This is a genomic window from Massilia luteola (genome assembly GCF_034420155.1).
In the GTDB taxonomy this organism is placed as follows: domain Bacteria; phylum Pseudomonadota; class Gammaproteobacteria; order Burkholderiales; family Burkholderiaceae_D; genus Telluria; species Telluria luteola.
The window spans coordinates 263,366-288,970 of sequence record NZ_JAXOFN010000003.1 but is presented as its reverse complement, the minus strand read 5'-3'; the positions used below and the strand labels follow the sequence as shown (position 1 = coordinate 288,970).

Here is a 25,605-nt window from a genome sequence, read left to right as displayed (position 1 = left end):
CTGCGCGAAAGCAACGCCGTGCAAACCACTTCCATGTCGTCACCCGCCGCGCCGCCGCTCGCCGGCGCCGTGCCGCGCCGCCACGGCGGCCGCGCGCAGGGCATCGCCCTGATGGCCATCGTGAACATGCCGTCGCTGGCGCTGTCCGCGCTCGTGCCCGGCCTGCCGCAGCTGTTCCAGCAGTTCTCGAACGTGCCGCATTTCCAGCTGCTCGTCCCGATGATCATCACGGTGCCGTCGCTGTGCGTGGCGCTGACGTCGGGCTTCACCGGCATGCTGGCGGACCGGTTCGGACGACGCAACCTGCTGCTCCTGGCGCTGCTCGCGTTCGCGCTGCTCGGCCTCGCGCCGCTGCTGTTCGACAGCCTGCTGCTGATCGTCGCCAGCCGGGTGATCGTCGGCGTGGCGGAAGCCGCGATCCTCACGGTGGGCAACGCGCTGATGGGCGATTACTTCGAGGGCGCGCAACGCGACAAGTGGCTGGGCTACCAGAACATGCTGTCGCCGCTGATCGGTTCCGCGATCATCCTCGCCGGCGGCATGCTGGCGGGCGTGCACTGGCGGTATCCGTTCCTCCTGTATCTCGTCGGGCTGGGCGTGTTCGCGCTGGCGTGGTACGCCTGCTGGGAGCCGCAACGCGACCATGCGGCCGCCGCGGCCGGCGCGGCGGGCGCCGCCGGCTTCCCCTGGCGCCCGACGCTGTTCGTGTGCGGTGTCACCGTGCTGTTCTCGATGGTGTTCTTCGTGCAGGCCGTGCAGCACGGGCGCATTTTCGCCGACATGGGCGTCGCGTCGCCGGAGCGCATCAGCGTGCTCGTGACCATCGCGAGCCTGGGCACGGTCGCCGGCGGCTATCTGTTCAAGCGCCTGTCCGGCGTGCCCATCGCGCTGCGGCTGGCGGCCAGCATGGCCTTGTACGGCGTGTGCTACGTCGGCGTGGCGTGGGCGCCGGGCGCGTCGGTCGGCCTGCCGCTCGACGCGCTGGGCCAGGTCGGCGGCGGCCTGCTGCTGCCGGCGCTGATCGCGTGGGCACTCACGCACTACCGCTTCGAGCACCGCGGCCGCGGCATGGGCCTGTGGGGCGGTTCGTTCTTCCTCGGGCAGTTCCTCAGTGCGCCGCTGCTGACCCTGATCGGCGCGGCGGCCGGCACCTTCCTCGCGAGCGTGGCCGCCATCGGCGTGGTGTGTCTCGTCGCCGCCGCGCTGCTCGCCGCGTCCGCGCTGGCGCGGCCGCGTATCCAACCATGAATCGACCAGAAAGATGACCATGCAATTTGCAGCCTGTATCGAATGGATGTTCACCAGCGCGGGCGACGACCTCGCGTCGCGCATCCGCGCCGCGCATGCGGCCGGCGTCCCCGGCGTCGAGTTCCACCTGTGGCGCGAGAAGGACCTCGACGCGATCGAAGCGGCGCTCGACGACACCGGCGTGCGCCTCGTGAGCTTTTGCGTCGAGCCACGCCGCAGCCTCGTCGACCCGGGCGACCACGACGCGGTGCTTGCCGCCGTGGCCGATGCGATCCCCGTCGCGCAGCGCTTCCCCGGCGCCGGCATGGTGGTGGCGTCCGGCTTCACGCGGCCGGACGTGCCGGAGCAGGACCAGTTCGACGCCGCCGTGCGCGTGTTGCGCCGCGCGGCGGACATGGCGCACGCCGCCGGCACCGTGCTGTGGCTGGAACCCGTGTACATGCTGCTGAACGGCCAGCGCATGTTCGTCGACACTGTCGCGCGCGGACTCGACATCGTCGCCGCGGTGGACAGCCCGGGCCTGCGCCTGCTGGCGGACGTGTACCACGCGGCGCAGACGAACGAAGACCTGGCCGGCGCCATCGGCGACCGCATGCGCTACGTCGCGCACGTCCAGGTGGCCGACACGCCGGGCCGGCACGAGCCGGGCACCGGCACCATCGACTGGCGCGGCGTGATGGACGTACTGCGCGCACATGGCTACGCCGGCGCGATCGGCCTGGAATATTTCCCCGGCGTGGACGACGCGGCGTCGCTGGCGCTGACCCGGCGCGCGCTGGGCCTGGCATAACGAGGGACGGCGGTGCGCGATGCGATTCAATAAACTGGACCTGAACCTGCTGGTCGTGCTGAACGCGCTCCTCACCGAGTGCAACATCAGCCGCGCGGCGGAGAAGATCTTCCTGAGCCAGTCGGCCACGAGCAGCGCGCTCGCCCGCCTGCGCGACTACTTCAACGACGAACTGCTCGTCAGCTCGGGGCGCCAGCTCGTGCTGACCCCGCGCGCGAAGGAACTCGTCGAGCCGGTGCGCGAGGTGCTGATGCGCATCGACAGCACGATCGCGACGCAGCCGCAGTTCGACCCGACCACCGAGACGCGCACGTTCACGATCATCGTGTCGGACTACACGATGGCCGTGCTGGTGCCGCCGCTGCTGGAAGCCCTGTACCGCCAGGCGCCCGGCGTACGGGTGAGCCTGCGCCACCAGTACGACCGCCAGCCGGCCGAGGTGCTGGAGCAGGGCGACGCCGACTTCCTCGTGATCCCGTCGCAATACCTGGCGAAGGAACATCCGTCCGCCGTGCTGTTCGAGGAAGACTACCTGTGCGTGACGTGGGAGGGGCACAGCCGTATCCGCGACGGGCTGACGTTCGACGACTACCTGTCGTGCGGCCACGTGATCCCGACGTTCTCCAGCCCGAATCCGCTGCCGACCCTGGACGGCTGGTTCATCGAGAGCTACGACGTCAAGCGCCGCGTGGAGGTCACGGCGCCGACGATGACCGGACTGCCGTCGCTCGTCGTGGGCACGGACCGCATCGCGACGGTCCACCGCCGCATCGCGCAGCGTGCGCAGGCGACCCTGCCCATCAAGCTGTGGGAACCGCCGCCGCGCATCCCGCGCCTCGTGCAGTCGCTGCAATGGCACCGGCACCGCAACAACGACCCCGCCATCCGCTGGCTGCGCGACGTCGTCGTCGACGTCGCCCGCCACGTTTGAACCCACGGCGCCGCGCGCGCCGACATCCTGCGAGACCAAGAATGAATGAAGCCGTTTCGAGCGCGGAGGGCAGCGCTCACCATGCCGCCGCGTCCTATAGCCACCGGCGCCGCACGCTGGCGCTGGTGGCTGTCGCCCTCGCGTTCGTGATCGACCTGCTCGATACGACCATCGTCAACGTCGCCGTGCCGTCCATCGGCTCGACCCTGCATGCATCCAGGGCCGCCCTCGAATGGATCGTCGCCGGCTACGCCACGTCGTTCGCGGTCCTGCTGATCGTCGGTGGCCGGCTTGGCGACAGCCATGGCTACCGGCGCATGTTCCTGATCGGGATCGCGGCGTTCACGGCGACGTCCGTCGCCTGCGGCCTGGCGCCCGACACGCCGAGCCTGCAGGTCGCGCGCTTGCTGCAAGGTGCGGGCGCCGCGCTGATGGTGCCGCAGGTGATGGCGCTGGTGCAGGTGATGTATCCGCCGGACGAGCGCTACAAGGTCTATACCGTGTTCGGTTTCCTGGGCGGCTTCTCGGCCGCGCTGGGGCCCATCGTGGGCGGGCTGTTGATCGACGCGAACTGGCTCGGCCTGGGCTGGCGCCTCACGTTCCTCATCAACCTGCCGATCGGCCTCCTGAGCCTGGCGGCCGGCGCCGTGCTCCTGCCGCCGGGGCGGGGCGTCAACGCCGTCGCCGTCGACCTGCGTGGCGCCGCGCTGTCGGTCCTGTCGTTGTTCGCCTTGCTGACGCCCCTGATCGAAGGGCCGTCGCGCGGCTGGCCGCCGGGACTCGTGCTGATGCTGGCCGGTACGGTGCCGCTGGGCTGGGCGACGTGGCGCTACCTGCGCGCGCGCCAGGCCCGCCATGGCGACGCGCTCGTCGATCCGGCGCTGTTTCGGCGGCGCAAGGTCGCGCTCGGTCTGCTGTGCACCCTGTGCATCAATCCGGTCATGCCCGGCTACCTGCTCGTGCTGACCTTCGTGCTGCAGACGGGGCGGGGACTCTCCGCCGCGCAGATGGCATACGCCTGCGCGCCGATCGCGATGGGGGCGATGGCGGGGATTACCTTGCTGGGGCCCCGGCTCAACCGCCGCATCGGCCTGCGCACGCTGCCGGTCGGGATCGCGGCCTCGGCGGCGAGCCTGTGCATGTCCGCGTTGGCGCTGCGTGGCGGGCTGTCGTGGCCGCTGCTCGTGCTCGCCCAGTTCGGCATGGGCATCGGTCTGGGCTTGTGCGGACCGCAGTTGTCCAACGCCACGCTGCGCGACGTGCCCGTCTCCGATGCCGGCGTCGCCGCCGGCCTGCTGACGACGGTGCAGCAGGTCGCCGCGGCGGTCGGCGTCGCGCTGGCGGGTCTCGTGTTCTTCCGCGGGCTCGACGGCGCCAGCGCCGCGGCGTACCAGCACGCATACCTGTTTGTGCTGCCGCTGCTGCTGAGTTTGTTGTTCATGGGCACGCTCGGCGCGGTGCGCCTGGGCAGGGCATCTGCCTATCCAGCAGGTGGATAGCTGCTATCCAAACAATCGCAGAAACTTTTGCTTTGGAAAACCTGTGGAAGTCGATATCATAATTCTGGTTCTAATTCCTGCGTAAGACAGGTGCGGCAAGCCAGCCGCGGCAATGACAAGGAGACACGCAATGAGCAGCAATTCCCTTTCCCAACCACGACAGGCCGACTGGCGCCAGGGCTGGATCCTCGTGATCTCCGGTTTCCTGCCGGTGATGGCCATCATCGCGCTGGCGCCGACGCTGCCGACGCTGCTGGGCCACTTCCGCGACGTGCCCAACCCGGGCTTGATGGTGCCCCTGCTGATCACGGCGCCCAGCGCATGTATCGCACTGTTCGCGCCCGGTGCGGGCGTGATCGCCGACCGCTTCGGCCGCCGTCCGCTGTTGCTGTGGTCGATGGCGTTTTACGGCGCCGGCGGACTCGTCCCGTTCTTCATCGACAACTTCTGGGCCGTCGTCGCCGGCCGCTTCGTGATCGGCTTCGGCGAGGCGGGCGTGCTCACCGTCGTCAACACGCTGCTCGCCGACTACTTCGAAGAAAAGGCCCGCCACCGCTGGCTGATGATCCAGGGCGTGGTTGGATCCGTGCTCGGCACCGTGACGATCGCCTGCTCCGGCTTCCTGGCGGCGCAGGGCTGGCAATATCCGTTCCTCGTGTACGCCGTCGCGATTCCCATCCTGCTGGCCGGCATCGCCTTCCTGTTCGAGCCGGCGCCGCGCCGGAAGGGCGGCGCCGCCCAGCCGGCCGCCACCGCGACGCCGTTCCCCTATGCCGTCGCCCTCATGGTGGCCGGCGTGACCGTGCTGCTGTCGACGATCTATTATGTTCAGGTCATCAATTTTTCCGTCCTGCTGAAGGACCTCGGCGTCAGCGATCCGAAATCGATCGGCCTGTCGATGGCGCTGCCGAGCATCGGCGTGCCGCTGGGCGCCATCGTGTTCAAGCTGACGACCCGCTTCGGTGCCGGCAGCCAGATCTTCCTCGTGTTCCTGGGCTATGCGATCGGCCTGTCGGGCATCGGCCTGGCGCCCGACTACAAGGTCGCGCTGGCGTTCGCCTTCGTCCAGCAGCTGGCCAACGGCATCATCGTGCCGGCACTGATCGCCTGGGCCCAGAGCAAATTCTCGTTCGAGCACCGGGGCCGCGGCATGGGCTGGTGGGCCAGCTCGTTCTTCGTCGCGCAATTCCTGTCGCCGGCCGTCGTCAACGTGATGCGCGCGTCCGTCGGCAACCTGCAGGGCGCGTTCCTGGCGTTCGGCCTCGTCGCGGCGGCGTGCGCCGTCGGCGCCTGCCTGCTGCATGTCCGGGCCACGCGTTCGGCCGGTCCACAACCGGGCGTTTGAACCGTCCATTTCCTTTCGATCCACACCGAGGACCCCATGACCACCAAGCATCGCATCAAGCGAGGCGTCTCGCTGTACAGTTACCAGTACGAGACCTTCCTGCGCAAGATGACGCTCGACGATTGCATCGCCCACGCCGCCGGCCTCGGCGCGCGCGGCATCGAAGTCGTCAGCGAGCAATCGTTTACCCGCTTTCCGAACGTTCCGCAGACCGAGATCGACGCCTGGTTCGCGTCGCTCGAACGTCACGGCGCGTACGCCCAATGCCACGACATGTTCATGGACATCAAGCTGTACAAGGACCGCCGCCTGAATCTCGAAGAGATGGTCGCATCGCTGGAGCGCGACCTGCATTTCGCCAAGCGCATCGGCTGCAGGACGCTGCGCCTGATCGTCAACACGCCGCCGGAAGTGGTCGTCGCGTGCGTGCCGCTGGCGGAGAAGCTCGACATCCGCATGGGCATCGAAGTGCATTCGCCGTTCCACTTCGACCACCCGTGGATCCTGCGCTACACGGAACTGACGCGCGCCACCGGCTCGAGCCACGTCGGCTATGTCCCGGACATGGGCATGTACATCAAGCACTATCCGCCGATCTTCCGCGACCGCTTCCTGCGCATGGGCGCAACGCCCAGGATCGTCGAATTCATCCTGCAGGCCCACGAGGCGCGCGTGCTGCCGGACTACGTCATCATGGACGTGCGCAAGATGGGCGGCAACCCCGTCGACCTGCAGATGGCCGAGACCCTGCGTCACAACATCTGGAGCAATCCGCGCCGTATGCTCGAATTCATGCCGTGGATTTTCAATATCCACGCCAAGTTCTACGAAATCGACGAGACGGGCAAGGAGCCGGCGATCCCGTACGACGAGATCATCCCCGTGCTGATCGAAGGCGGCTACGACGGCCACCTGTCCAGCGAATACGAGGGCCAGCGCCACATCGAGGATGCGTTCGAGGTGGATGGGCGCGAGCAGGTGCGGCGGCAGCAAGAGATGTTCAAGCGCCTTCTTGGCGAAACGGTTTGAGGAGAGCGGCATGTACGACAAACACATCATCTATCCGGATTCGCTGCGCAACGACGGGAGCGCCGGCTGGCGCGTCGGCGTGCGCCTGCCTTACTACCGCGGCCAGGTACTCTCGGCCGTGGAGGACATCGCGCTGACGGTGGACGGCGAACAGGTCGCGCGCGCCGACTTGCGCTTCACGGTACGCGGCAAGACGTGGACGCTGGACGAACTGGAGACGACCTACGACGAGCGCTGGGAATTCGGCGAAGTGGCCGAGCTCTCCGTGCGCCGTCCGGGCGGCCTTGCGCCGGGCCGGCACACCGTCACGGCGGCGGTGCAGCTGCGGATTTCGTACCTGCCGTGGAGCCCGGTGACATCCTGCACCACCGAACTCGCGCTCGGCGCGTAGGAGGCGGCATGGCCACGACGATCAAGGGACCCGCCATCTTCCTCGCCCAATTCGCCGCCGACGCGGCGCCGTTCGACGACTGGAAGGCGATCACGCGCTGGGCCGGCAGCCTCGGTTACAAGGGCGTGCAGGTCCCGTCGAACGACCGCCGCCTGTTCGACCTGGCGCGCGCGGCCGGGAGCAAGACCTATTGCGACGAGATCGCCGGCATCGCGGCGGAAAGCGGCGTTGCGATCACGGAGCTCAGCACGCACCTGCAGGGGCAGCTCGTGGCCGTGCATCCGGCGTACGACGAGGCGTTCGACGGCTTCGCGCCGCCCGCATTGCGCGGCAAGCCGGCGGCGCGCCAGCAATGGGCTGTCGAGCAGATGCACCTCGCCGCCAATGCATCGAGGAACCTCGGCCTGTCGGCGTCGATCAGCTTTTCCGGATCCCTGGCCTGGCCGTTCCTGTACCCGTGGCCGCAGCGCCCGGCGGGCCTGATCGAGACCGCGTTCGACGAACTGGCGCGGCGTTGGCGCCCGATCCTCGACGCCTACGACGACGCCGGCGTGGACCTCGCGTTCGAGCTGCATCCGGGCGAAGACCTGTTCGACGGCGCCACGTTCGAGATGCTGCTGGAGCGCGTCGATCACCACCCGCGCCTGAACATCGCCTACGATCCGTCGCATTTCCTGCTGCAGCAACTGGATTACCTCGGCTTCATCGACCGCTACCACGAGCGCATCAAGGTGGTGCACGTGAAGGACGCCGAGTTCCGGCCGGATGCACGCCAGGGCGTCTACTCGGGCTACCAGCCGTGGGTCGACCGCGCCGGACGTTTCCGTTCGCTGGGCGACGGCCAGGTCGATTTCAAAGCCATCTTCGGCAAGCTCGCGCAGTATGACTTTCCCGGCTGGGCCGTGCTCGAATGGGAGTGCTGCCTGAAGCATCCGGAGCAGGGTGCGGAGGAGGGCGCGCGTTTCATCCGCGATCACATCATCCGTGTGACGGACAAGGCGTTCGACGATTTCGCGGGCGCCGCCGCCGACGCGTCGCGCATCGCGCGCATGCTGGGCATCGCGGGAGACGCGGCATGAGCGCCGGGCGCATCCGCCTCGGGATGGTCGGCGGCGGTGAGGGCGCGTTCATCGGCGCCGTGCATCGCCACGCCGCGTGGCTGGACAACCGCTACGAGCTCGTGGCCGGCGCGTTCTCGTCGAACGCCGAGACCTCGCGCCGCTCCGGCCAGGCGCTGGACCTGGATCCGGCGCGCGTCTATGCCGACTATGCGCACATGGCGCGCGCGGAAGCCGCACGCGACGACGGCATCGAAGCCGTCGTCATCGTCACGCCGAACCACATGCATGCGCCGGTAGCCCGCGCGTTCCTGGAAGCGGACATGCACGTCATCTGCGACAAGCCGGTGACCACCACCAGCGACGATGCGCGTGCGCTGCAGGCGCTGGCGCGCGAACGCGGACTCCTGTTCGCCGTCACGCACAACTACTCGGCGTATCCGATGGTGCGCCAGGCGCGCGCGATGGTGCGCGAAGGGGCGCTTGGCGACATCCGCGTCGTGCAGGTCGAATACGCCCAGGACTGGCTGGCGGAACCGCTGGAACAGACGGGCCAGAAACAGGCCGAGTGGCGGACCGACCCCGCGCGCGCGGGCGGCGGCGCCATCGGCGACATCGGTTCGCACGCGTGGCAGCTGGCCGACACGATCGTCGGACGGCCGGTCGAATCGCTGTGCGCGCAGCTGAATACGTTCGTACCGGGCCGCGCCATCGACGACGATGTGCAGGTGCTGCTGCGCTACGCCGGCGGTGCGCGCGGCATGCTGTGGGCGAGCCAGGTCGCGCCCGGCCACGCGAACGATCTGCGCATCCGCGTGTTCGGCAGCAAGGGCGGCCTCGAATGGCGCCAGCAGCAACCCAACGAATTGCTGTGGACGCCGCTGGGCGAACCCACCCGGATCGTCGAACGGGGCGGCCCCGGTACGCATGCGGCCGCGCGGCGCATGAGCCGCGTGCCGGCCGGCCACACGGAAGGCTATATCGAGGCCTTCGCCGCCTTGTACGGCGACGTCGCGCATCACCTGCTGGCGCGGCGCGCGGGGATCGGCGGCGCAGGCATGGACGAGGCATGGTTCCCGACCATCGACGACGGCCTGCGTGGCGTCCTGTTCATCGAGACGGTGCAGGCGTCGTCCTGCGAAGGCGGAGCCTGGCTGGCGCTGCTGCAGAGCTGATTTCAACCTGTCGGACGGAAGCCCGGACACATGGGTGCCCGGTGCTTCCACACGTCCCGACGGGATCCGTCTTCGGTGGCGCAGTCGATACGTCGCGGCACGCGTATCCACCGCATCGATAGCTCGAATCGATATTTTGAGTTTTGGAAAACCGGACAACACGCCTAATATTTTCGCAAGACATCAGCCCACGGCAGCCCACAGAACTGCCGGACAATCAGGAGACAAACCATGAAGAGCCCCACGCTGTCCGCCGTCGCGCAATCCCTGTTCGCAATCGGTTACCTCTCGGCGGCAGGCACCGCGTTCGCCCAGGCCGGTGACGCCGCCACCCCGGCCGCCGTCCCCGTGAAGTCGAAGGGCATCGCCGAAGTGATCATTACCGCGCAAAAGATCGCGCAACCCGCCAGCAAGACCCCGGTGGCGCTGTCCGTGATGTCCGGGGAAGACCTGAAGGACGCCGGCGTCACCGATGCCCGTTCGATGGCCGAGCTCCTGCCGAACGTGGAAATTTCGAAAGAGAGCGGCATGCTGCAGGTGGCCATCCGCGGCGTGACGAGCCTGGACATGACGGAGAAGGGCGACCCGTCCGCCGCCTTTCACATCGACGGCGCCTACGTGCCGCGCTACGAGGCGCAGGCCGCCGCCTTCTTCGACCTGGACCGCATCGAGGTGCTGCGCGGTCCGCAAGGCACGCTGTACGGCCGCAATGCGACGGCCGGCGCGATCAACCTGATCACGAACAAGCCGACCAACAAGCTGGAAGGCAGCGTGGGCGTGGACGTCGGCAACTACAACACGCGTCGCCTCGACGGCGTGATCAACGTCCCGATCAACGGCATGTGGGCACTGCGCGCGGCCGTCAACACGAACAAGCACGACACCTACCTGAAGCCTGGCCCGAACCATGTGCAACTGGAGAGCCAGGACGACAAGTCGGCCCGCGTCCACCTGCTCGGCAAATTCGATGCCGACACGAGCCTGTTGCTGACGGCGGAATCGAGCAAGATCCAGGGCGGTCCCCCGTCGCCGGTGCCGAACACGAATTTCTTCACCGGCACCCTGGTCGAAAACCTGCCGTTCTCGCCGGCCGGCACCGGCAACAACATCCAGAATCCGGTCTACGTCGACCGCGGCTCGGACGCGCAGCGCACGGCCGGCGCGCTCTTCAAGCAGGACGCCAACGCCCATCGCGACAACCGCGCCGATTCCTTCCGCGGCGAGTTCAAGACGCGCATCGGTGCCGTCGACATGACCTACCAGCTGGCCAGCATGCGCCTGTACCTGGACCAGGTGAACAATGGTATCTATTTCGGCTTCCCGTTCACCAATCCGCTGTCGGGCGACAGCCGCGCGCTGTCGCACGAGCTGCGTTTCAATTCGACCGGGACCGGGCCGTTGCGTTGGGTGGCGGGCCTGTACTATTTCAACGAGACGATCCACCGCGACTCGACGTTCAACACCTTCATCACGGCGCCGTTCGGCAGCTTCACCGTCACCCAGCCGTTCAACTCCGTCATCACGAACAAGTCCAACGCGGCGTTCGGGCAGCTCACGTACGACCTGCGTCCGGACACCCGTCTGACGCTGGGCCTGCGCGGCACGCGCGACCGCAAGACGGGCGACGATCCGCTGGGCGGCGCCGCGGCTGCGCCGGGGGAGACCCAGAGCGCGCAGGCCTATACGGCGGATGTGAGGTTCCGGAACACCAGCTGGAAAGTCGGCCTGGATCATGACCTGATGCGCAACGTCATGGTGTACGCGAACGTGTCGACCGGGTACAAGGCGGGCGGCTTCAACAGCGCCAAGGCCGCGGGCGCCTACAAGCCGGAGACGCTGCGCGCCTACGAGGCGGGCGTCAAGGGCCGCTTCCTCGACAACATGCTCCAGCTGGCGGCGAGTGCATTCCACTACGACTACAAGGACCAGCAGCTGACGACCACGTCATGCCGAACGAACGACCCCAGCACCTGCGATTCGTACACGGTGAACGCCGCGAACTCGAAGGTCGACGGCATCGAGCTGGAAGGCAAGGTCCGCATCGGCGATGACGGGGAGTTGCGGGGTTCGCTGTCGTTCACGGACGCCCAGTTCAAGAACTACAAGCCGTCGGCGACCGTGGACTATTCCGGCCAGCATCTCGACCGTGCCCCGACGACGACCGCCAACATCGGCTACACGCACCATTTTGCCGTCGCCAACGGCGGCGACGTCGCAGCGACGATCGGCACGCACTTCATGAGCGCCTACCTGATCAGCGACCTGGCCGCGAACGTGCGCTACCGCCAGCCGGCCACGCACAAGTCCGACGCATCCGTCGTGTACACGGACGGCGGCGGCCACTGGACCGTACAGGCCTACGTGCGCAACATCGAGGACACGATCAAGATCGAGAGCCGCGTGCCGGGCGGCTTCTTCATCAGCGATCCACGCACCTACGGTGTCCGCGTCGGCTACAACTTCTGATTGTCTGAATTCGTCAACGAGACTCCCATGTTCAAGTATTTCCCCACCAATTACGTCTGGAACCTCTCCGTCGACCTGGCGATCGAGATGGGTGCCCGCATCGGCGAGATCGAAGCGATGTGCGCACCGTTGCAGGACGCGGCGAAGCAGCCCGACGCCGCCGGCACGAAGGCGTTTCGCGAAACCTGGGCGCGCATGGCCGACAAGCTGTGCGGCCTGGCCGAGGAAGACGAGGCACGCGGCCGCCTGATTTCCGCCGGCGACAAGTACAACCGCGCCGCCATTTACCTGCTGACCGCGGAGCGGCTGCAGGCGCATGGGGCACCTGGCCGGACCGAACTGTATAAACGGTTTCTCGAGGTGTTCGCACGCGGCGTCAGGCTGTCGGGCGAACACTGCGAGCGTGTCGAGATCCCGTACGGCGACGCCCATATCTCGGGCTTGTTCGTCCGCGCCGACAACGTCGAGGGTCGCACGCCGATCCTCGTCCAGGTCAACGGCCTCGATTCGACGAAGGAGATGAAATACCGCGTCGGCCTGCCGGCCTGGCTCGCGAAGCGCGGCGTCGCGTCCCTCGTGATCGACCAGCCGGGCACCGGCGAGGCGCTGCGCCTGCACGGCATGCATGCGGTCCACGACAGCGAGCGCTGGGCGAGCAGGGTGGTCGACTGGCTCGAGACGCGGGGCGACGTCGATGCAGAGCGCATCGGGCTCGAAGGTGTGTCGCTGGGCGGCTACTATTGCCCGCGCGCCGTCGCGTTCGAACCGCGCTTTGCGCTCGGCGTCGTGTGGGGCGCGAACCACGACTGGCGCGACGTCCAGAAGAAGCGCCTCGCGAAGGAGGGCAGCTTCCCCGTGCCGCATTACTGGGAACACGTGCGCTGGGTGTGGGGCGCGAAGGACATGGACGACTTCATGCGCATCGCGGAGAACGTGCACCTCGACGGCATCCTCGACCGCATCAAGGTGCCCTTCCTCGTCACCCACGGCGAAAAGGATTCGCAGATCCCGCTGCACTGGGCCGAGCGCACCTACGAACAACTGGTGAACAGCCCAGGGCGCGAGCTGAAGGTGTTCACCGAGCGCGAGGGCGGTGTGCAGCACTCGAGTTTCGACAACTCGGCCAACGCGGGCGCGTACATCGCCGACTGGGTTGCCGAACACCTGGGCGGCCGCACCGCCCTGTAATTCCGCCATCATCGACAGAGAGAATCACATGAACATCATTGGACCCGATGCGCTGGTCTTCGGCGTCGACGACGTCGCCGCCTGCGCCCAATACCTGGCCGACTACGGCCTGCGGCCGGTCGACGGCGGGCGTTTCGAAGCGCTCGACGGCACGGCGATCGTCGTGAAGCACCAGGATGACGCATCGCTGCCCGCGGGTCTCGGCACGGCCAGCATGCTGCGCAAGACCATCTATGGCGTGGCCGACGCCCAGGCGCTGGAGGCGATTGCGGCCGAGCTGGCGCGCGACCGCGCCGTGCGCAGGCTGGACGACGGCAGCATCGAAGCCGTCGACGACATGGGCTTCGTGCTCGGTTTCCAGGTGACGGTGCGCCGTCAGCTCGACCTGCCGGCGGAAGCCGTCAACGCGCCGGGCGCGCCGAACCGGCCGCTGAACCACACGGCCGTCGACGAGCACGCGCCGGCGCTGCCGCGCACGCTGTCGCACGTCGTGTACTTCGTGCCCGACGCCGCGAAGGCGGAGGCGTTCTACGTCGAGCGCCTCGGTTTCGCGTGCACCGACCGCCTGCTGGGCGCGGGGCCGTTCCTGAAGCCGGCGGGGACGGACGACCATCACACGCTGTTCCTCATCCAGACGCCGCCGTTCATGAAGGGGTGCGAGCACTTCACGTTCCACATGGGCGGTCCGACGGAAGTCCTCCAGGCCGGGACGCGTTTCGTGAACAAGGGCTATCAGTCGTTCTGGGGGCCGGGCCGCCATAAAATGGGATCGAACTGGTTCTGGTACTTCAACAGCCCGCTGGGCTGCCACGTCGAGTACGACGCCGACATGGACCTGCACGACGACGCGTGGACCGCACGCGCCGCGCCGATGAGCGCCGACGCGTCGCAGCTGTTCCTGTTCCAGCAGCGCGATAAATGGGCGCCGGGCGGACCGCCGCCGGGTGCGGCGGGCGCGGGCGAAAGGCACTGACGTGTTCCTGTGCCGCCTCGACGACCTGGCGGACGGTCGGTCGCGCGGCTTCGATCCGCGCCGGACCGGCCAGGACACCGTGCTCCTGGTGCGCCGCGGCGCACGAGTACACGGCTGGCGCGACGCCTGCCCGCACCACGGCGGCACGCCGCTGGCATGGCGCAAGGACGCCTATCTGAACGCCGCGGGCGACCGCATCGTGTGCGCGGCACACGGTGCCCAGTTCGACATCGAAACAGGGGTGTGCACGCTCGGGCCGTGCCTGGGACAGCGTCTGCAGCCCGTCCTCATCGTCGTCCGCGGCGACCACATTCATCTTCAGGAGACATGACATGGCAGCCCCAGTCACCAGAGTACTCATCGTCGGCGGCGGTTTTTCCGGCATGGCCGCGGCGATCGCGCTGCGCAAGCGGGACATCGACGTCGATCTGGTCGAGATCGACCCCGGCTGGCGTTCGTACGGCGCCGGCATCAGCCTGGGCGGCGCGACGATGCGCGCGCTCGCCCAGCTCGGCGTGATCGATGCGTTCCTCGCCGAAGGCGCGGCATCCGATGGCGTCGAGGTGTTCGTCCCGACGGGGCAGAAGGTCGCGGAATTGCCGACGCCGCGCCTGGCCGGCCCCGACATTCCCGGCAACGGCGCCATCCTGCGCCCCGTGCTGGCGCGTATCCTGGCCGATGCGACGCGCGCGTCCGGCGCGAACGTGCGCCTCGGCTGCACGTTTAGGGCGATCGCGCAGGACTCCGGCGGCGTGGACGTGACGTTCACGGACGGTTCCACGTCCCGCTACGACCTCGTGATCGGCGCCGACGGCCTGTATTCGACGGTGCGCGAAGCGGTCTTTCCGGACGCGCCGAAGCCGCGGTACAGCGGCCAGGGCGTCTGGCGCGCCGTGCTGCCGCTGCCGGCGGACATCAACGGCACGATGATGTGGCTGGGGCCGAAGGTCAAGCCCGGCCTGAATCCCGTGTCGAACGACGCGATGTATCTGTTCGTGACGGAAGACCGTGCAACGAACGACTTCATCGATCCGTCCGAATTCCTGGCGCGCGTGAAGGCGCTGCTGGCGCCGTTCCCCGATCCACGCCTGCAGCGCGTGCGCGCCCAGCTGAACGAGGGCTCGCAGATCATCTTCCGCCCGCTGGAAAGCCTCTTGATGCCCAGCCCCTGGTACAAGGGCAGGGTCGCGCTGATCGGCGACGCGGTGCACGCGACGACGCCGCACATGGCGTCCGGCGCCTGCATCGGCATCGAGGACGCGCTCGTGCTGGCCGACGAGCTGGCGCGCGCCGGCAGCGTCGACCAGGCGCTGGACCGTTACCTGACGCGGCGCTGGGAGCGCTGCCGCATGGTCGTGCAGAATTCAAGCCGCCTGGGCGAGATCGAGATCGCCGGCGGCGACAAGGAAGAACATGCCCGCATCATGCGCGCGACGCTGGCCGCGCTCGCGGCGCCCATCTGAGGAGACACCATGACCCGCCAATTCATCGACCTGTCGATCTATCTCGAGAACGAAGTGCTGTCCGATCCGCCGCCGCTGGCGCCGAAGATCACCTACCAGAAGCATCAGGACACGCTGCACGAATTCATGGCAATGATCCCCGGCACGTCGCCGGCCGATTATCCGGACGGCGAAGCCGCCGCTGCGGAGTGGGTCACGATGACCACGCACAGCGGCACCCATCTGGACGCACCGTATCACTTCCACTCGACGATGGATGCGAAGACGGGCGAGAAGAAGCGCTCGATCACGATCGACGAGGTGCCGCTCGAATGGTGCTTCCAGCCGGGCGTCAAGCTGGACTTTCGCCATTTCCCGGACGGCTACGTGGCGACTGCCGCCGACGTGGAAGCGGAATTGCAGCGGATCGGCCACGATCTGCAGCCGCTGGACATCGTGATGGTCAACACGCGCGCCGGCAGCCGCTATGGCCACAACGACTACGTGTCGGCCGGATGCGGGATGGGCTACGAGGCTACGATGTACCTGCTGGAGCGCGGCGTGCGGCTCACCGGGACCGACGCGTGGAGCTGGGACGCCCCGTTCTCGTACACGGCGAAGAAGATCGCCGAGACGGGCGACATGTCGCTGATCTGGGAAGGCCACAAGGCGGGCCGCGACATCGGCTACTGCCACCTGGAGAAGCTGCACAACCTGGAAGCGCTGCCGGGCCATGGCTTTTACGTGTCGTGCTTCCCGCACAAGGTCCGCGCGGGATCGGCCGGCTGGACGCGCGCGGTGGCCATCGTCGACGACGCCCTGCTGGCGTTGCCGCGCAAATGAGGCGGGCGCGATGAAGCTTGCCACCTACCGCGACGGATCGCCGGATGGCCGGCTGATGGTGGTGTCGCGCGACCTGCGCCGCGCCGTCGATGCCGGCACGATCTCGCCCAACCTGCTGATGGCGCTCGACCGCTGGGGCAGCACGGCGACGGCGTTGCAACAGCTGTCCGACATGCTGAACGAGGGCCGGGCGCCGGGCGCGTTCGATTTCGAACCGGCCCGCTGCATGGCCCCGCTGCCCCGCACGTTCCAATGGTGCGACGCGTCCGCGTTCCTGAATCACGGTCGCCTGATGGAGCGCGCGTTCAACACGCCGCCGATTCCCGACTTCGACACGATTCCTGTCATGTACCAGGGCGCATCCGATGATTTCCTCGGGCCGCACGACGCCGTGCCGCTGCCGGACGAGTCGCTCGGCATCGACTTCGAGGGTGAGTTCGGTGTCGTCGTCGACCGCGTCCCGATGGGCGCGACACCCGAGCAGGCGCTGGCGGCCGTGCGCCTGGTCGTGCAGCTGAACGACTGGAGCCTGCGTGCGCTGGGGCCGCGCGAAATGAAGAGCGGGTTCGGTTTCCTGCAGGCGAAGCCGTCGACGAGTTTCGCGCCCGTCGCCGTGACGCCGGACGAACTCGGCGACGCGTGGCGCGAGGGCCGCGTCCACCTCGACCTGGAAGTGGAGTGGAATGGCGCGCCGTTCGGACGTCCCAACGGCCGCGAGATGAATTTCGGGTTCGGCCAGCTGGTCGCGCACGCGGCCCGTACGCGCAGGCTCGGGGCCGGCACGATCGTCGGCTCCGGCACGGTGTCGAACGCGGACCGCGCGGCCGGCTCGGCATGCATCGCCGAACGTCGCGTCATCGAGATCATCGACCATGGGGAGCCGCGGACGGGGTTCATGCGCTTCGGCGACCACGTGCGCATGCGCGCGCGCGGGGCGGATGGCGAGGTGCCGTTCGGCGAAATCGCGCAGGCCGTGGTGCGGCACCCGGGCAATGACAAGGACGTGCAATGAACGGAAGATTGACGCGGCGCGGCTTTGTCGCATCGGTGGCCGCGGTCGCGGCGGCGACGGTGCGGCTGCCGGTTTCAGCACGGGCACTAGCCGCCGAGTATCCGTCCTTTCCGCCCTTGCGGGGGCGCCTGAAGCAGGGATTGACACCGCACTTGTTCGAGCCGGCGATCGAAGACACGTGCCGGATGGCTGCCGCACTCGGCATCCGTGGCCTGGATTTCGCCAGCAATCCGGCCGACTGGCCCGTGTTGAAAAAATACGGACTGATCGTCTCGCTGCTGCGCGTCGACTTCGGGGGCGGGACGTCGAAGCCCGGACGACCGCCGGCAGGTCCGCCGGGCTGGAACGCGATCGGCACGCCGGATTTGCACGGCCAGTTCGAAGCCGCGTTGCGGGACCGCATCGACGCGGCCGCGCTGAACGGGTTCCCTTCGATTATCCTGACCTGCGGTGAACGCGACCGGATCGGATACCGGGAGGGGCAGGTCAACGCCATCCATTTCCTCGAACGCGTGCGCGCCCATGCGGAGGCGCGCGGCGTCACGCTGGTGCTGGAGAATATCAACAGCGGTCATCCCGGCGGTCCGCCGGACCCGCCCGGCAGCATGTTCGACCATCTGGCGTGGGGGCTCGACGTGGTGACGAGAGTCGATTCGCCGCGAGTGAAACTGCTCGTCGACCTCTACCACGCCCAACTCATGGATGGCAATATCACGAACTTCCTGCGCAAGAACATGCGGTGGATCGGCCATTTTCACACGGGCGGGGTGCCGGGCCGCAACGAGATCGACGAGTCCCAGGAACTGAACTATCGCTTCATCGCACGGACCATCGCGGACCTCGGCTTCGACGGCTTCATCAGCCATGAATGGACGCCGGCAGCCGGCAACGACAAGGTCGCGAGCCTCCGTAAATGCATTGAAATCATCGACGTCTGACGACTGGCAGTGTCCCTTCTTGCCGATGCCGGCGCAGCAGCGCCCGCATCGGCTTTTTTTCGTCACAAGCTGTCGACGAATGCCGTCACCGCGGCCGCGAATGCCTGCGGCTGCTCGACGGCGCCCAGGTGCGACGCATTCGCCAGCACCGCCAGCCGGGCATCCGGGATCCCTTCCGCCAGCGTCCGCGCCATTGCGACCGGCGTACCCTCATCCAGTTCACCCGCCAGCACGAGTGTCGGCACCGCGATCCGCGGCAGGCGCGCCGTCGTGTCCATGCCGCCCACGGCCGCGCAGCAGCCGACATAGCCTTGCGCGTCCGTCGTCACCAGCCGGCGGCGGAACCGGGCGACCGTCGCGGGATGCGCGGCGCGGAACGGCTCGTGGAAGTAGCGGGCCATGACGGCGTCCGCGATCGCCTCGATGCCCTGTTCGCCCACCGTGACGATGCGCCGGCGCCAGACGTCGCGCGCCGCCTCGGGATAACCGGACGTCGTGTGCGCAAGCACCAGCGCGCCGACGAGCGCCGGGTGGCGCAGCGCGAGTTCCTGGCCCACCATGCCACCCATCGACAGGCCGATCCACACGACCGGACCCGTGTCGAGTTCGCGCAGCAGGCGCGCGGCGTCGTCCGCCAGGTCGGCCATCGCATACGGCCCGGCCGGCGCGTCCGAGCTGCCGTGGCCCCGATGGTCGTAGGCGATGACGCGGCAGTCCGCGGCCAGCAGGTTCGCAAGGCCATCCCACATCGTCAGGTCGCAGCCGAGCGCATGGCTCAGGACGACCGTGTGGCGCGGGCGCTTCCCGCTTCCCGGCGCGCGCACGCTGTAATGCAGGGCGGGGAGGCTCGCGGTGCGGCCTTCGCGGCCCACGCCGGGATGCGTGCTGTCGAGCGGCGACGCGGGCGCGAGTTCGTAGCCGATCTGCGGGCCGACGTCGCGCAGGATCGCCGCCGCATGGGCGAACGCCGTGTTCGCGGCAGGCACGCCGGCGTAGATCGCGGACTGCATCAGCACTTCCTTGAGTTCGTCCGGTGTGAGGCGGCTGTCGGCGTCGCCGAGCAGCGCGGCGCGCACGTGCAGCTCGTATTCTTCCCAGCGGCCGAGGGCGATAGTGATGGCGAGGACGATCGTGCGGCGCGTCTTGCGCGGCAGGCCGGGACGGTCCCAGATGTCGTGCCACGCGTAGCGCGTGATGAAGTTCTGGAAGTCCGCGGTGAAGGTGTTGGCGTTCGCGAGCGAACGCTCGACCCAGGCGTCGCCGAGGACGGCGCGGCGCTGGTCGAGGCCGCGCAGCAGGTCGTGGTCCAGAGGATCGAAGCTCATGATGCTTGCCGGTTGAGCGCGGCCAGGTCGGCGCGCAGTTCGTCGAAGCGCCGGCGCGCGAGGCGCTGCGCGGGTGCGGTCGCGGCGGCGGGGTCGAAGAGCGCGTCCAGTTGCCGCACGTCGAGCGCGCGCAGCGATGGATCTGCGGCGACGGCCGCGCGTGCGACGTCGTGCAGGTGGCGCCGCCCGGCCACGGCCGTCTGCGTCATCGCCTCGACGGCGGCGTGGGCGGCGGGACGGCCGATGGCGCCGGCGATCCGGATCGACAGCGCTTCCGCCGCGACCAGGCCGTTCAGCGCGTCGATGTTGGCGCGCATGCGCGCCGTGTCCACGGTCAGGCCGGCGAACGCCTCGTCCAGCGCGCGCACCGCGCCGTGGGCGGACAGGAACAGCGTGGGCCACTCGGCCAGCTCCGCCTGCCAGTTGCCGAGGCCCCGCTCGTGCTGCTGGCCCATCGCGGCGAGCAGCGTCGCCGCGTGCTGGGGCGTGCGCGTGGCGGCGGCGAGGGCGATCATCGCCGAGACCGGATTGCGCTTGTGCGGCATCGCGGACGAGCCGCCCCGGCCGCCGCCTGACGGTTCCGCCAGTTCGCCCACCTCGCCCTGCGCCATCAGCGCGAGATCGGCGGCGATCTTGCCCAGGCTGCCCGTCAGCAGCGCGACTTCCAGGCCGAGACGCACCCACTCGTCGCGCTGCGTGTGCCACGCGGCGGCGGGCGTCTCGAGACCGAGTGCCTGCGCCACGCGGCGGACGACGGCCGGGCCGCGTTCGTCCATCACGGCCAGCGTGCCGACGGCGCCGCCCAGTTGCACCTGCAGCGCAGCGGCAGCCGCGGCGCGCAGGCGCGTGCGGGCGCGCACGAGCGGCGCGAGCCAGCCGGCGACCTTGAAGCCGAAGCCCGTCACCTGCGCCGGTTGCAGAAGGGTGCGCGCCAGCACGGGCGTGGCCAGGTGATCCTCGCCGAGCCGCAGCAGCCAATCGCACAGCGTGGCCAGGTCCGCGTCGAGCAGGCGCAGCGCGGCGCGCGTGACGAGCACCATGGCGCTGTCCTGCACGTCCTGGCTCGTGCTGCCCCAGTGGACGAGCGAAGACGCTTCCTTGTCCGTCGCCGCCACGAGGCGCGTCAGTTCCTTCACGAGCGGCACGGCCAGCGTGCCGGAGCGCCGTCCCGCCGCGACGAGGGCGGGGATGTCGAAGCGGTCGGCGCGGCAGGCGGCCGCGATGGCCTGCGCGGCGGGACGGGGCAGCAGGCCTTCGTCGGCCTGCGCGGCGGCCAGCGCGGCCTCGAAGTCCAGCATCGCCTGGACGAGCGCCGCGTCGTCGAACGCGGCGATCATGTCCGGGGTGCTGAGCAGGGTGTCAAACAGAGAGATCGCCACAATGTGTTCCCGTGTCAGCGGTAATCGAAGAAGACGGTTTCCTTTTCCGTCTGCATCCAGATATCCCAGCGATATGTGCCGTCGCTCTCCTTGTGCGCGATGAGCGTGTCGCGCCGCGCCGCCGGCACCTGCGCCAGGATAGCCGATTCCGCGAGGGTCGCATCGTCCTCGAGGAACACGGCCGTGAACTGATGCTTCGTGAGGCCGCGCGCGAACACGGTCACATAGGCCACCGGTTCGCCCGCGGGGCGTGGCGGCACGGACAGGCGCAGGCCGAATTCGCCGGCCTTGCCCGTCGGCGTGCGGCGAAAGCCGGGGATTTCCCGCGATGCTTCACAGGCCGCCGCTTCCGGCAGCCAGGCTTCGATCTGGGCGTCGTCGATGGGATTGCCGTCGCCGTCGTACAGCACGCCGTGGACGGCTATCGTCGGGGCGCTCGTTTCCAGGCGGCCGGCGGCGCAGAAGTCGACGGCCCATTGCCAGCCTTCGTGCGAGAACGGGCCGATGGTCTGCGAGGTCGTAATCTTGCTCATAGTCGTTCCTTTCAGAGTCCGAACGGCGTGGCGCCGCGGCCGCGCAGGACGATGTCGAATTCATACCCGAGCATTTCGTCGCCCACCGTGTGGTCGAGCGAGAAGCGCGCGACCAGGCGATTGCGCGCCGCTTCGTCCGGGACGCTGTTGAAGATCGGGTCGTACGCGAACAGCGGGTCGTTCGGAAAATACATCTGCGTGACGAGGCGCTGCGCGTACACGTTCCCGAACAGCGAGAAGTGGATGTGCGCGGGGCGCCACGCCTTGTCGTGGTTCTTCCACGGGTACGGGCCCGGCTTGATGGAGACGAAGCGGTAGCGGCCATCGTCGTCCGTCATCATCTTGCCGAAGCCGAAGAAGTTCGGGTCGAGCGGCGCGTCGTGGTTGTCGCGCTGGTGCCAGTAGCGGCCGGCCGAATTGGCCTGCCAGACCTCGATCAGCGAGTTGCGCACCGGCTTGCCGTCCTCGTCGACGACGCGGCCGGTCACGACGATCTTTTCGCCCAGCGGCGCGGCCGCGCCACGGCGCGTCAGGTCCGTGTCGTGCGGCAGCAGGATGCGCGGGGCGGGGTCGATGTTGCGGCTGACTGGGACTGGCGCCTCGATGCGCAGCGCCGGCCGCAGCGGGCCGCGCTTCGCGGTCGATTTATAGGCGGGGTAGATGAGCTCCGGCCACACGCCGGTGTCCACTTCGTCGAATTTCACGTTGTCTCCTGGTGTCGGAAGGGTGGTGCGAACCGGGTCATCGTAGAAAATCGGCCGTGCCCCGACAAGCCGGCCGCGTCGCGCAACTTCCGCTATTCGCACGCTTTGTGCGATACTCGCACAAATTGACATTTTTCTGAGCGATGGACCAGGACGACACGCTGACACCGGCAAAACGCGACATGGTCGCGGGCCTCGACAAAGGCCTGCAGGTCATCGAGGCGTTCGACCAGGAGCGCTCGCGGCTGACGATCGCCGACGTGGCGGAGCGCACGGGCCTCACGCGCGCGGCCGCGCGGCGCTATCTGCTGACGCTGACGGCGCTCGGCTACATGCGCCACGAGAACAAGCAGTTCACCTTGACGCCGAAGATCCTGCGCCTCGGGCAGTCGTACCTGCATTCGGCGCGGCTGCCCCGCATCGCCCAGCCGCTGCTGTACCGGCTCGCGTATGCGCTGGGCGAGGCGGCATCTGTCGGGGTGCTGGACCACGACGATCTCGTATGCGTGGCGGCCGTCAGCGCGGGGCAGCTCATCTCGGCGACGCTGCAGCCGGGCACGCGCGTGCCCGCGTACTGCACGGCGAACGGACGCATGCTGCTCGCGAGCCTGCCGCCGGACCAGGCCGACCGCTTCCTCGCGCGCGCGGCGCCCGAGCCCATCACGTCGCACACGATCGTCGACAGGGCGCGGCTCGGCGAGGAGATCGCGCGGGCCCGCGAGCGCGGCTACGCCGTTGTCGACCAGGAGCTGGAGCTGGGCCTGCGCACGATCGCGGTGCCCGTCAAGAACTTCCGCGGCGACGTCGTCGCCGCGATGAACATCAGCGTGCACGCCGGCCGCATGACCGTCGACCAGATGATCGAGCGCTGCCTGCCGACCCTCATCAAGCATCAGGTCGAGCTGAATGCGCTGCTCTAGGCGGCGCGCCGCGCGCGGTATTCCTTCGGCGTGATTCCCGCGTGCCGCTTGAATGCGCGGCTGAAGTACGCGGGGTCCTGGAACCCGAGCTCGTAGGCGATGCTGGCCACGCTCGACGGGGCGTAGGTCAGCTTGCGGCACGCTTCCAGCATCAGGCGGTCCTGCACGATGTCGAACGCGGACTTGCCCGCCATCTTGAGGCAGAGCCGGTTCAGGCGCACGGGCGTCACGCGCAGCAGGTCGGCGTAATGCGCGACCGGCGCGCCATCCTTGTAACGCTGCTCGACGGCCGCGCGGAATGCCGCGAACAGGCGGAATTCGCCCTGGCCGGACCGGGTGGCGGCGCTGTGTTCCGCGTGCACGCGCGCGAGCAGCAACAGCACGCTGCGCGCCAGCCATTCCAGCATCAGCGCATTGCCCTGCTGCGGCCATGCCGCTTCCTCCACCATGTTGCGCAGCAGCGCCTCGATGCGGGCGCGCGGCTGGCGCGCCAGCGCGAGCGACAGCGGTTCCACGAACAGCGGCGCGAACAGGTCGTCGTGATGGTCGTGCGTGGCGAACAGCACGTTCTGGTCCACCGTCAGTACATAACCCTGCGCCCCTTCCGCGAAGTCGAACCCGTGCACCACGGACGGGTGCACGGTGATCGCGACCGGTCCCTTGCGCTCCCACACGGCTTCCTCGATCGCCGCGCGCACGCTGCCGCGCAAGAGAAAAAGTACCTGGAACAGGCCCGGGTGCGTGTGCCGCGCGATGTGCCAGTCGTGCAGGCGGCTGCGCGTCTCGATCAGTTCGACGTGCACCGCCTCGGCCGGTATGTGCTCGCCGTACAGGGCGAAGCGGGGGATGTCGGTGGCGTTTCGAGGTGAAGTGGTCATGTAAAAAAAGTACAAGGAATCGACAACTTCATCCATTCTAAACGGGGCGGCGCGCCACTAGCATGAGCGTCAACGAATAATTTTCAAGGAGACGAAATGCGTACCCAGGTCGCCATCATCGGCGCCGGCCCGGCCGGTTTGTTGCTGTCCCACCTGCTGCACCTGCAGGGCATCGAATCCGTCGTGCTCGAAACCCGTACCCGCGACGAGATCGAATCGACGATCCGTGCCGGCGTGCTGGAGCAGGGCACGATGGACATCCTCAACGAGACGGGCGTCGGCGCCCGCATGCGCGCGGAAGGCGCGCTGCACCATGGCTTCGAGCTCGCGTTCGATGGCCGCCGCCATCGCATCGACCTCACGGCACTGACGGGCAAGGCGATTACCGTGTACGCCCAGCATGAAGTCATCAAGGACCTCGTCGCGGCGCGCATGGCGGCCGGCGCGCGGATGCTGTTCGGCGTGCGCGACGTGGTGCCGCACGGCGTCGACACGGACCGTCCGTACGTGACGTTTGCGCACGACGGCGCGCCGCGGCGCATCGACGCCGACTTCATCGCCGGGTGCGACGGTTTCCACGGCGTGACGCGTCCCGCGCTGCCGCAGGCCGGCCGCAACGACTACCAGCGCGTGTATCCGTTCGGCTGGTTCGGCATCCTCGTCGACGCGCCACCGTCGGCGCCCGAACTGATCTACGCGCGCCACGAACGGGGCTTTGCCCTCGTCAGCACGCGTTCGCCCACCGTGCAGCGCATGTACTTCCAGTGCGACCCGAAGGACAGCGTGGACAACTGGTCCGACGACCGCATCTGGGCCGAGCTCCACGCGCGCCTGGAAACCCGCGATGGCTGGAAGGTCACGGAAGGGAAGATCTTCCAGAAGAACATCGTCGCGATGCGCAGTTTCGTCTCCACGCCGATGCAGTCGGGCCGCCTGTTCCTCGCGGGCGACGCCGCCCACATCGTGCCCCCGACGGGCGCCAAGGGCATGAACCTCGCCGTGTCGGACGTGCGCCTGCTGGCGGCGGGCCTGGACCAGTTCTACCGCCAGGGCAAGACCGGGCGCCTGGATCGCTATACGGACGACGCCCTGAAACGCATCTGGCGCGCCGAATACTTTTCGTGGTGGATGACGAGCATGCTGCACACGTTTGCCGATGCGTCGCCGTTCCAGCGCGAGGTGCAGCGCGCGGAACTGGAGAACGTCGTGCACTCGCGCGCGCTGGCCACGGCGCTGGCGGAAAACTACGTCGGGGCGTTCTGAGCGAAACGGGGCAGGGCAGCCATAGCTCGAGCCCAAGTCCGGATTGATCGGGTCGCTACGCGCACGCAAAGATATTTGTTAGTCACAACAATAGTTGTTGGAATATTTTGTGTTGTGGCGGCCTGAACGTGTTCGAACCCCAAGGCATTCCAAAGGCATATACCTATTTATAACAATTAATGTTGATATAAACGAGAAAACCCATCAGTATTGTCAAGTTACTAGGCGTTTTAGCAACCGCACTTGCGGGCCCGCACCTTGAAGAACTGACCAAT

The 25,605-nt window shown here is 68.2% G+C and carries 24 protein-coding genes; 19 read left to right on the top strand and 5 right to left on the bottom strand.

The genetic code is table 11. From position 1 onward, the window contains the following. Positions 1–33: 33 nt before the first annotated feature. The 17 genes from U9J41_RS06660 (at position 34) to U9J41_RS06580 (ending at position 18,328) form a co-directional block, all read left to right on the top strand. Positions 34–1,248, top strand: a complete 1,215-nt coding sequence (locus U9J41_RS06660) for an MFS transporter (protein WP_322401073.1) — start codon at positions 34–36, stop codon at positions 1,246–1,248. Between the two features lie 19 nt (positions 1,249–1,267). Continuing rightward, the gene (locus tag U9J41_RS06655; RefSeq protein WP_322401071.1) at positions 1,268–2,038 is read left to right on the top strand and encodes a TIM barrel protein; all 771 of its coding nucleotides are present in this window, start codon (positions 1,268–1,270) and stop codon (positions 2,036–2,038) included. A gap of 19 nt (positions 2,039–2,057) precedes the next feature. Beyond that, a complete protein-coding gene (locus tag U9J41_RS06650; RefSeq protein WP_322401069.1) occupies positions 2,058–2,969 on the top strand; it encodes a LysR family transcriptional regulator in 912 nt (303 codons plus the stop codon). 41 nt (positions 2,970–3,010) lie between these two features. After that, positions 3,011–4,468 carry an MFS transporter gene (locus U9J41_RS06645; RefSeq protein WP_322401067.1) on the top strand — a complete coding sequence of 486 codons (1,458 nt, stop codon included), beginning with the start codon at positions 3,011–3,013 and terminating at the stop codon, positions 4,466–4,468. Between the two features lie 130 nt (positions 4,469–4,598). Then, positions 4,599–5,813: an MFS transporter gene (locus U9J41_RS06640; RefSeq protein WP_322401066.1), complete on the top strand. Its 1,215-nt coding sequence runs from the start codon at positions 4,599–4,601 to the stop codon at positions 5,811–5,813. Positions 5,814–5,849: 36 nt separating this feature from the next. After that, positions 5,850–6,842 (top strand): sugar phosphate isomerase/epimerase family protein, encoded by a 993-nt coding sequence (locus U9J41_RS06635; protein ID WP_322401064.1) that lies wholly within the window; start codon positions 5,850–5,852, stop codon positions 6,840–6,842. A 10-nt stretch (positions 6,843–6,852) separates the two neighbouring features. After that, entirely contained in the window at positions 6,853–7,233 is a 381-nt protein-coding gene (locus U9J41_RS06630; RefSeq protein ID WP_322401062.1) for a C-glycoside deglycosidase beta subunit domain-containing protein, read from the top strand. Positions 7,234–7,241: 8 nt separating this feature from the next. Further along, on the top strand, positions 7,242–8,312 hold the full coding sequence (locus tag U9J41_RS06625) for a sugar phosphate isomerase/epimerase family protein (protein WP_322401061.1): 1,071 nt from the start codon (positions 7,242–7,244) through the stop codon (positions 8,310–8,312). Further along, a complete protein-coding gene (locus tag U9J41_RS06620) occupies positions 8,309–9,466 on the top strand; it encodes a Gfo/Idh/MocA family protein (RefSeq protein WP_322401059.1) in 1,158 nt (385 codons plus the stop codon). The genes U9J41_RS06625 and U9J41_RS06620 overlap by 4 nt, the downstream gene beginning before the upstream one ends. A gap of 231 nt (positions 9,467–9,697) precedes the next feature. Further along, a complete protein-coding gene (locus U9J41_RS06615) occupies positions 9,698–11,932 on the top strand; it encodes a TonB-dependent receptor (RefSeq protein WP_322401058.1) in 2,235 nt (744 codons plus the stop codon). Between the two features lie 27 nt (positions 11,933–11,959). Beyond that, the gene (locus tag U9J41_RS06610) at positions 11,960–13,120 is read left to right on the top strand and encodes an alpha/beta hydrolase family protein (RefSeq protein WP_322401056.1); all 1,161 of its coding nucleotides are present in this window, start codon (positions 11,960–11,962) and stop codon (positions 13,118–13,120) included. A gap of 28 nt (positions 13,121–13,148) precedes the next feature. Next, a complete protein-coding gene (locus U9J41_RS06605; protein ID WP_322401054.1) occupies positions 13,149–14,093 on the top strand; it encodes a VOC family protein in 945 nt (314 codons plus the stop codon). Position 14,094: 1 nt separating this feature from the next. Next, positions 14,095–14,424, top strand: coding sequence for a Rieske (2Fe-2S) protein (locus tag U9J41_RS06600; RefSeq protein ID WP_322401052.1), 330 nt, complete (start codon positions 14,095–14,097; stop codon positions 14,422–14,424). Position 14,425: 1 nt separating this feature from the next. Continuing rightward, positions 14,426–15,556, top strand: coding sequence for an FAD-dependent oxidoreductase (locus U9J41_RS06595; protein WP_322401050.1), 1,131 nt, complete (start codon positions 14,426–14,428; stop codon positions 15,554–15,556). A 9-nt stretch (positions 15,557–15,565) separates the two neighbouring features. After that, the gene (locus U9J41_RS06590) at positions 15,566–16,378 is read left to right on the top strand and encodes a cyclase family protein (protein ID WP_322401048.1); all 813 of its coding nucleotides are present in this window, start codon (positions 15,566–15,568) and stop codon (positions 16,376–16,378) included. Positions 16,379–16,388: 10 nt separating this feature from the next. Continuing rightward, positions 16,389–17,390: a fumarylacetoacetate hydrolase family protein gene (locus U9J41_RS06585; RefSeq protein ID WP_322401046.1), complete on the top strand. Its 1,002-nt coding sequence runs from the start codon at positions 16,389–16,391 to the stop codon at positions 17,388–17,390. Then, positions 17,387–18,328, top strand: a complete 942-nt coding sequence (locus U9J41_RS06580) for a TIM barrel protein (protein WP_322401045.1) — start codon at positions 17,387–17,389, stop codon at positions 18,326–18,328. Before U9J41_RS06585 ends, U9J41_RS06580 begins: the two co-directional genes overlap by 4 nt. Positions 18,329–18,390: 62 nt before the next feature. Here U9J41_RS06580 and pcaCD read toward each other — a convergent pair whose 3' ends face one another. The 4 genes from pcaCD to pcaH are packed head-to-tail and all read right to left on the bottom strand — an operon-like array spanning position 18,391 to position 22,269. Then, a complete protein-coding gene (gene pcaCD, locus U9J41_RS06575) occupies positions 18,391–19,653 on the bottom strand; it encodes a bifunctional 4-carboxymuconolactone decarboxylase/3-oxoadipate enol-lactonase PcaCD (RefSeq protein WP_322401044.1) in 1,263 nt (420 codons plus the stop codon). Continuing rightward, positions 19,650–21,032 carry a 3-carboxy-cis,cis-muconate cycloisomerase gene (gene pcaB, locus U9J41_RS06570; protein WP_322401042.1) on the bottom strand — a complete coding sequence of 461 codons (1,383 nt, stop codon included), beginning with the start codon at positions 21,030–21,032 and terminating at the stop codon, positions 19,650–19,652. The genes pcaCD and pcaB overlap by 4 nt, the downstream gene beginning before the upstream one ends. 14 nt (positions 21,033–21,046) lie before the next feature. After that, a complete protein-coding gene (locus tag U9J41_RS06565) occupies positions 21,047–21,565 on the bottom strand; it encodes a peptidase associated/transthyretin-like domain-containing protein (protein ID WP_322401040.1) in 519 nt (172 codons plus the stop codon). A gap of 11 nt (positions 21,566–21,576) precedes the next feature. Then, positions 21,577–22,269, bottom strand: coding sequence for a protocatechuate 3,4-dioxygenase subunit beta (gene pcaH, locus U9J41_RS06560; protein ID WP_322401038.1), 693 nt, complete (start codon positions 22,267–22,269; stop codon positions 21,577–21,579). A 143-nt stretch (positions 22,270–22,412) separates the two neighbouring features. Between pcaH and U9J41_RS06555 the strand changes: the two genes are divergently transcribed. Further along, positions 22,413–23,189, top strand: a complete 777-nt coding sequence (locus U9J41_RS06555) for an IclR family transcriptional regulator domain-containing protein (protein WP_322401036.1) — start codon at positions 22,413–22,415, stop codon at positions 23,187–23,189. On the opposite strand, the gene U9J41_RS06550 is transcribed toward U9J41_RS06555, so the two are convergent. Further along, the gene (locus tag U9J41_RS06550; RefSeq protein WP_322401034.1) at positions 23,186–24,067 is read right to left on the bottom strand and encodes a helix-turn-helix domain-containing protein; all 882 of its coding nucleotides are present in this window, start codon (positions 24,065–24,067) and stop codon (positions 23,186–23,188) included. The two genes, U9J41_RS06555 and U9J41_RS06550, sit on opposite strands and share 4 nt — an antisense overlap. Positions 24,068–24,163: 96 nt before the next feature. Between U9J41_RS06550 and U9J41_RS06545 the strand changes: the two genes are divergently transcribed. Further along, positions 24,164–25,330, top strand: coding sequence for a 4-hydroxybenzoate 3-monooxygenase (locus U9J41_RS06545; RefSeq protein WP_322401033.1), 1,167 nt, complete (start codon positions 24,164–24,166; stop codon positions 25,328–25,330). Positions 25,331–25,605 lie beyond the last annotated feature (275 nt).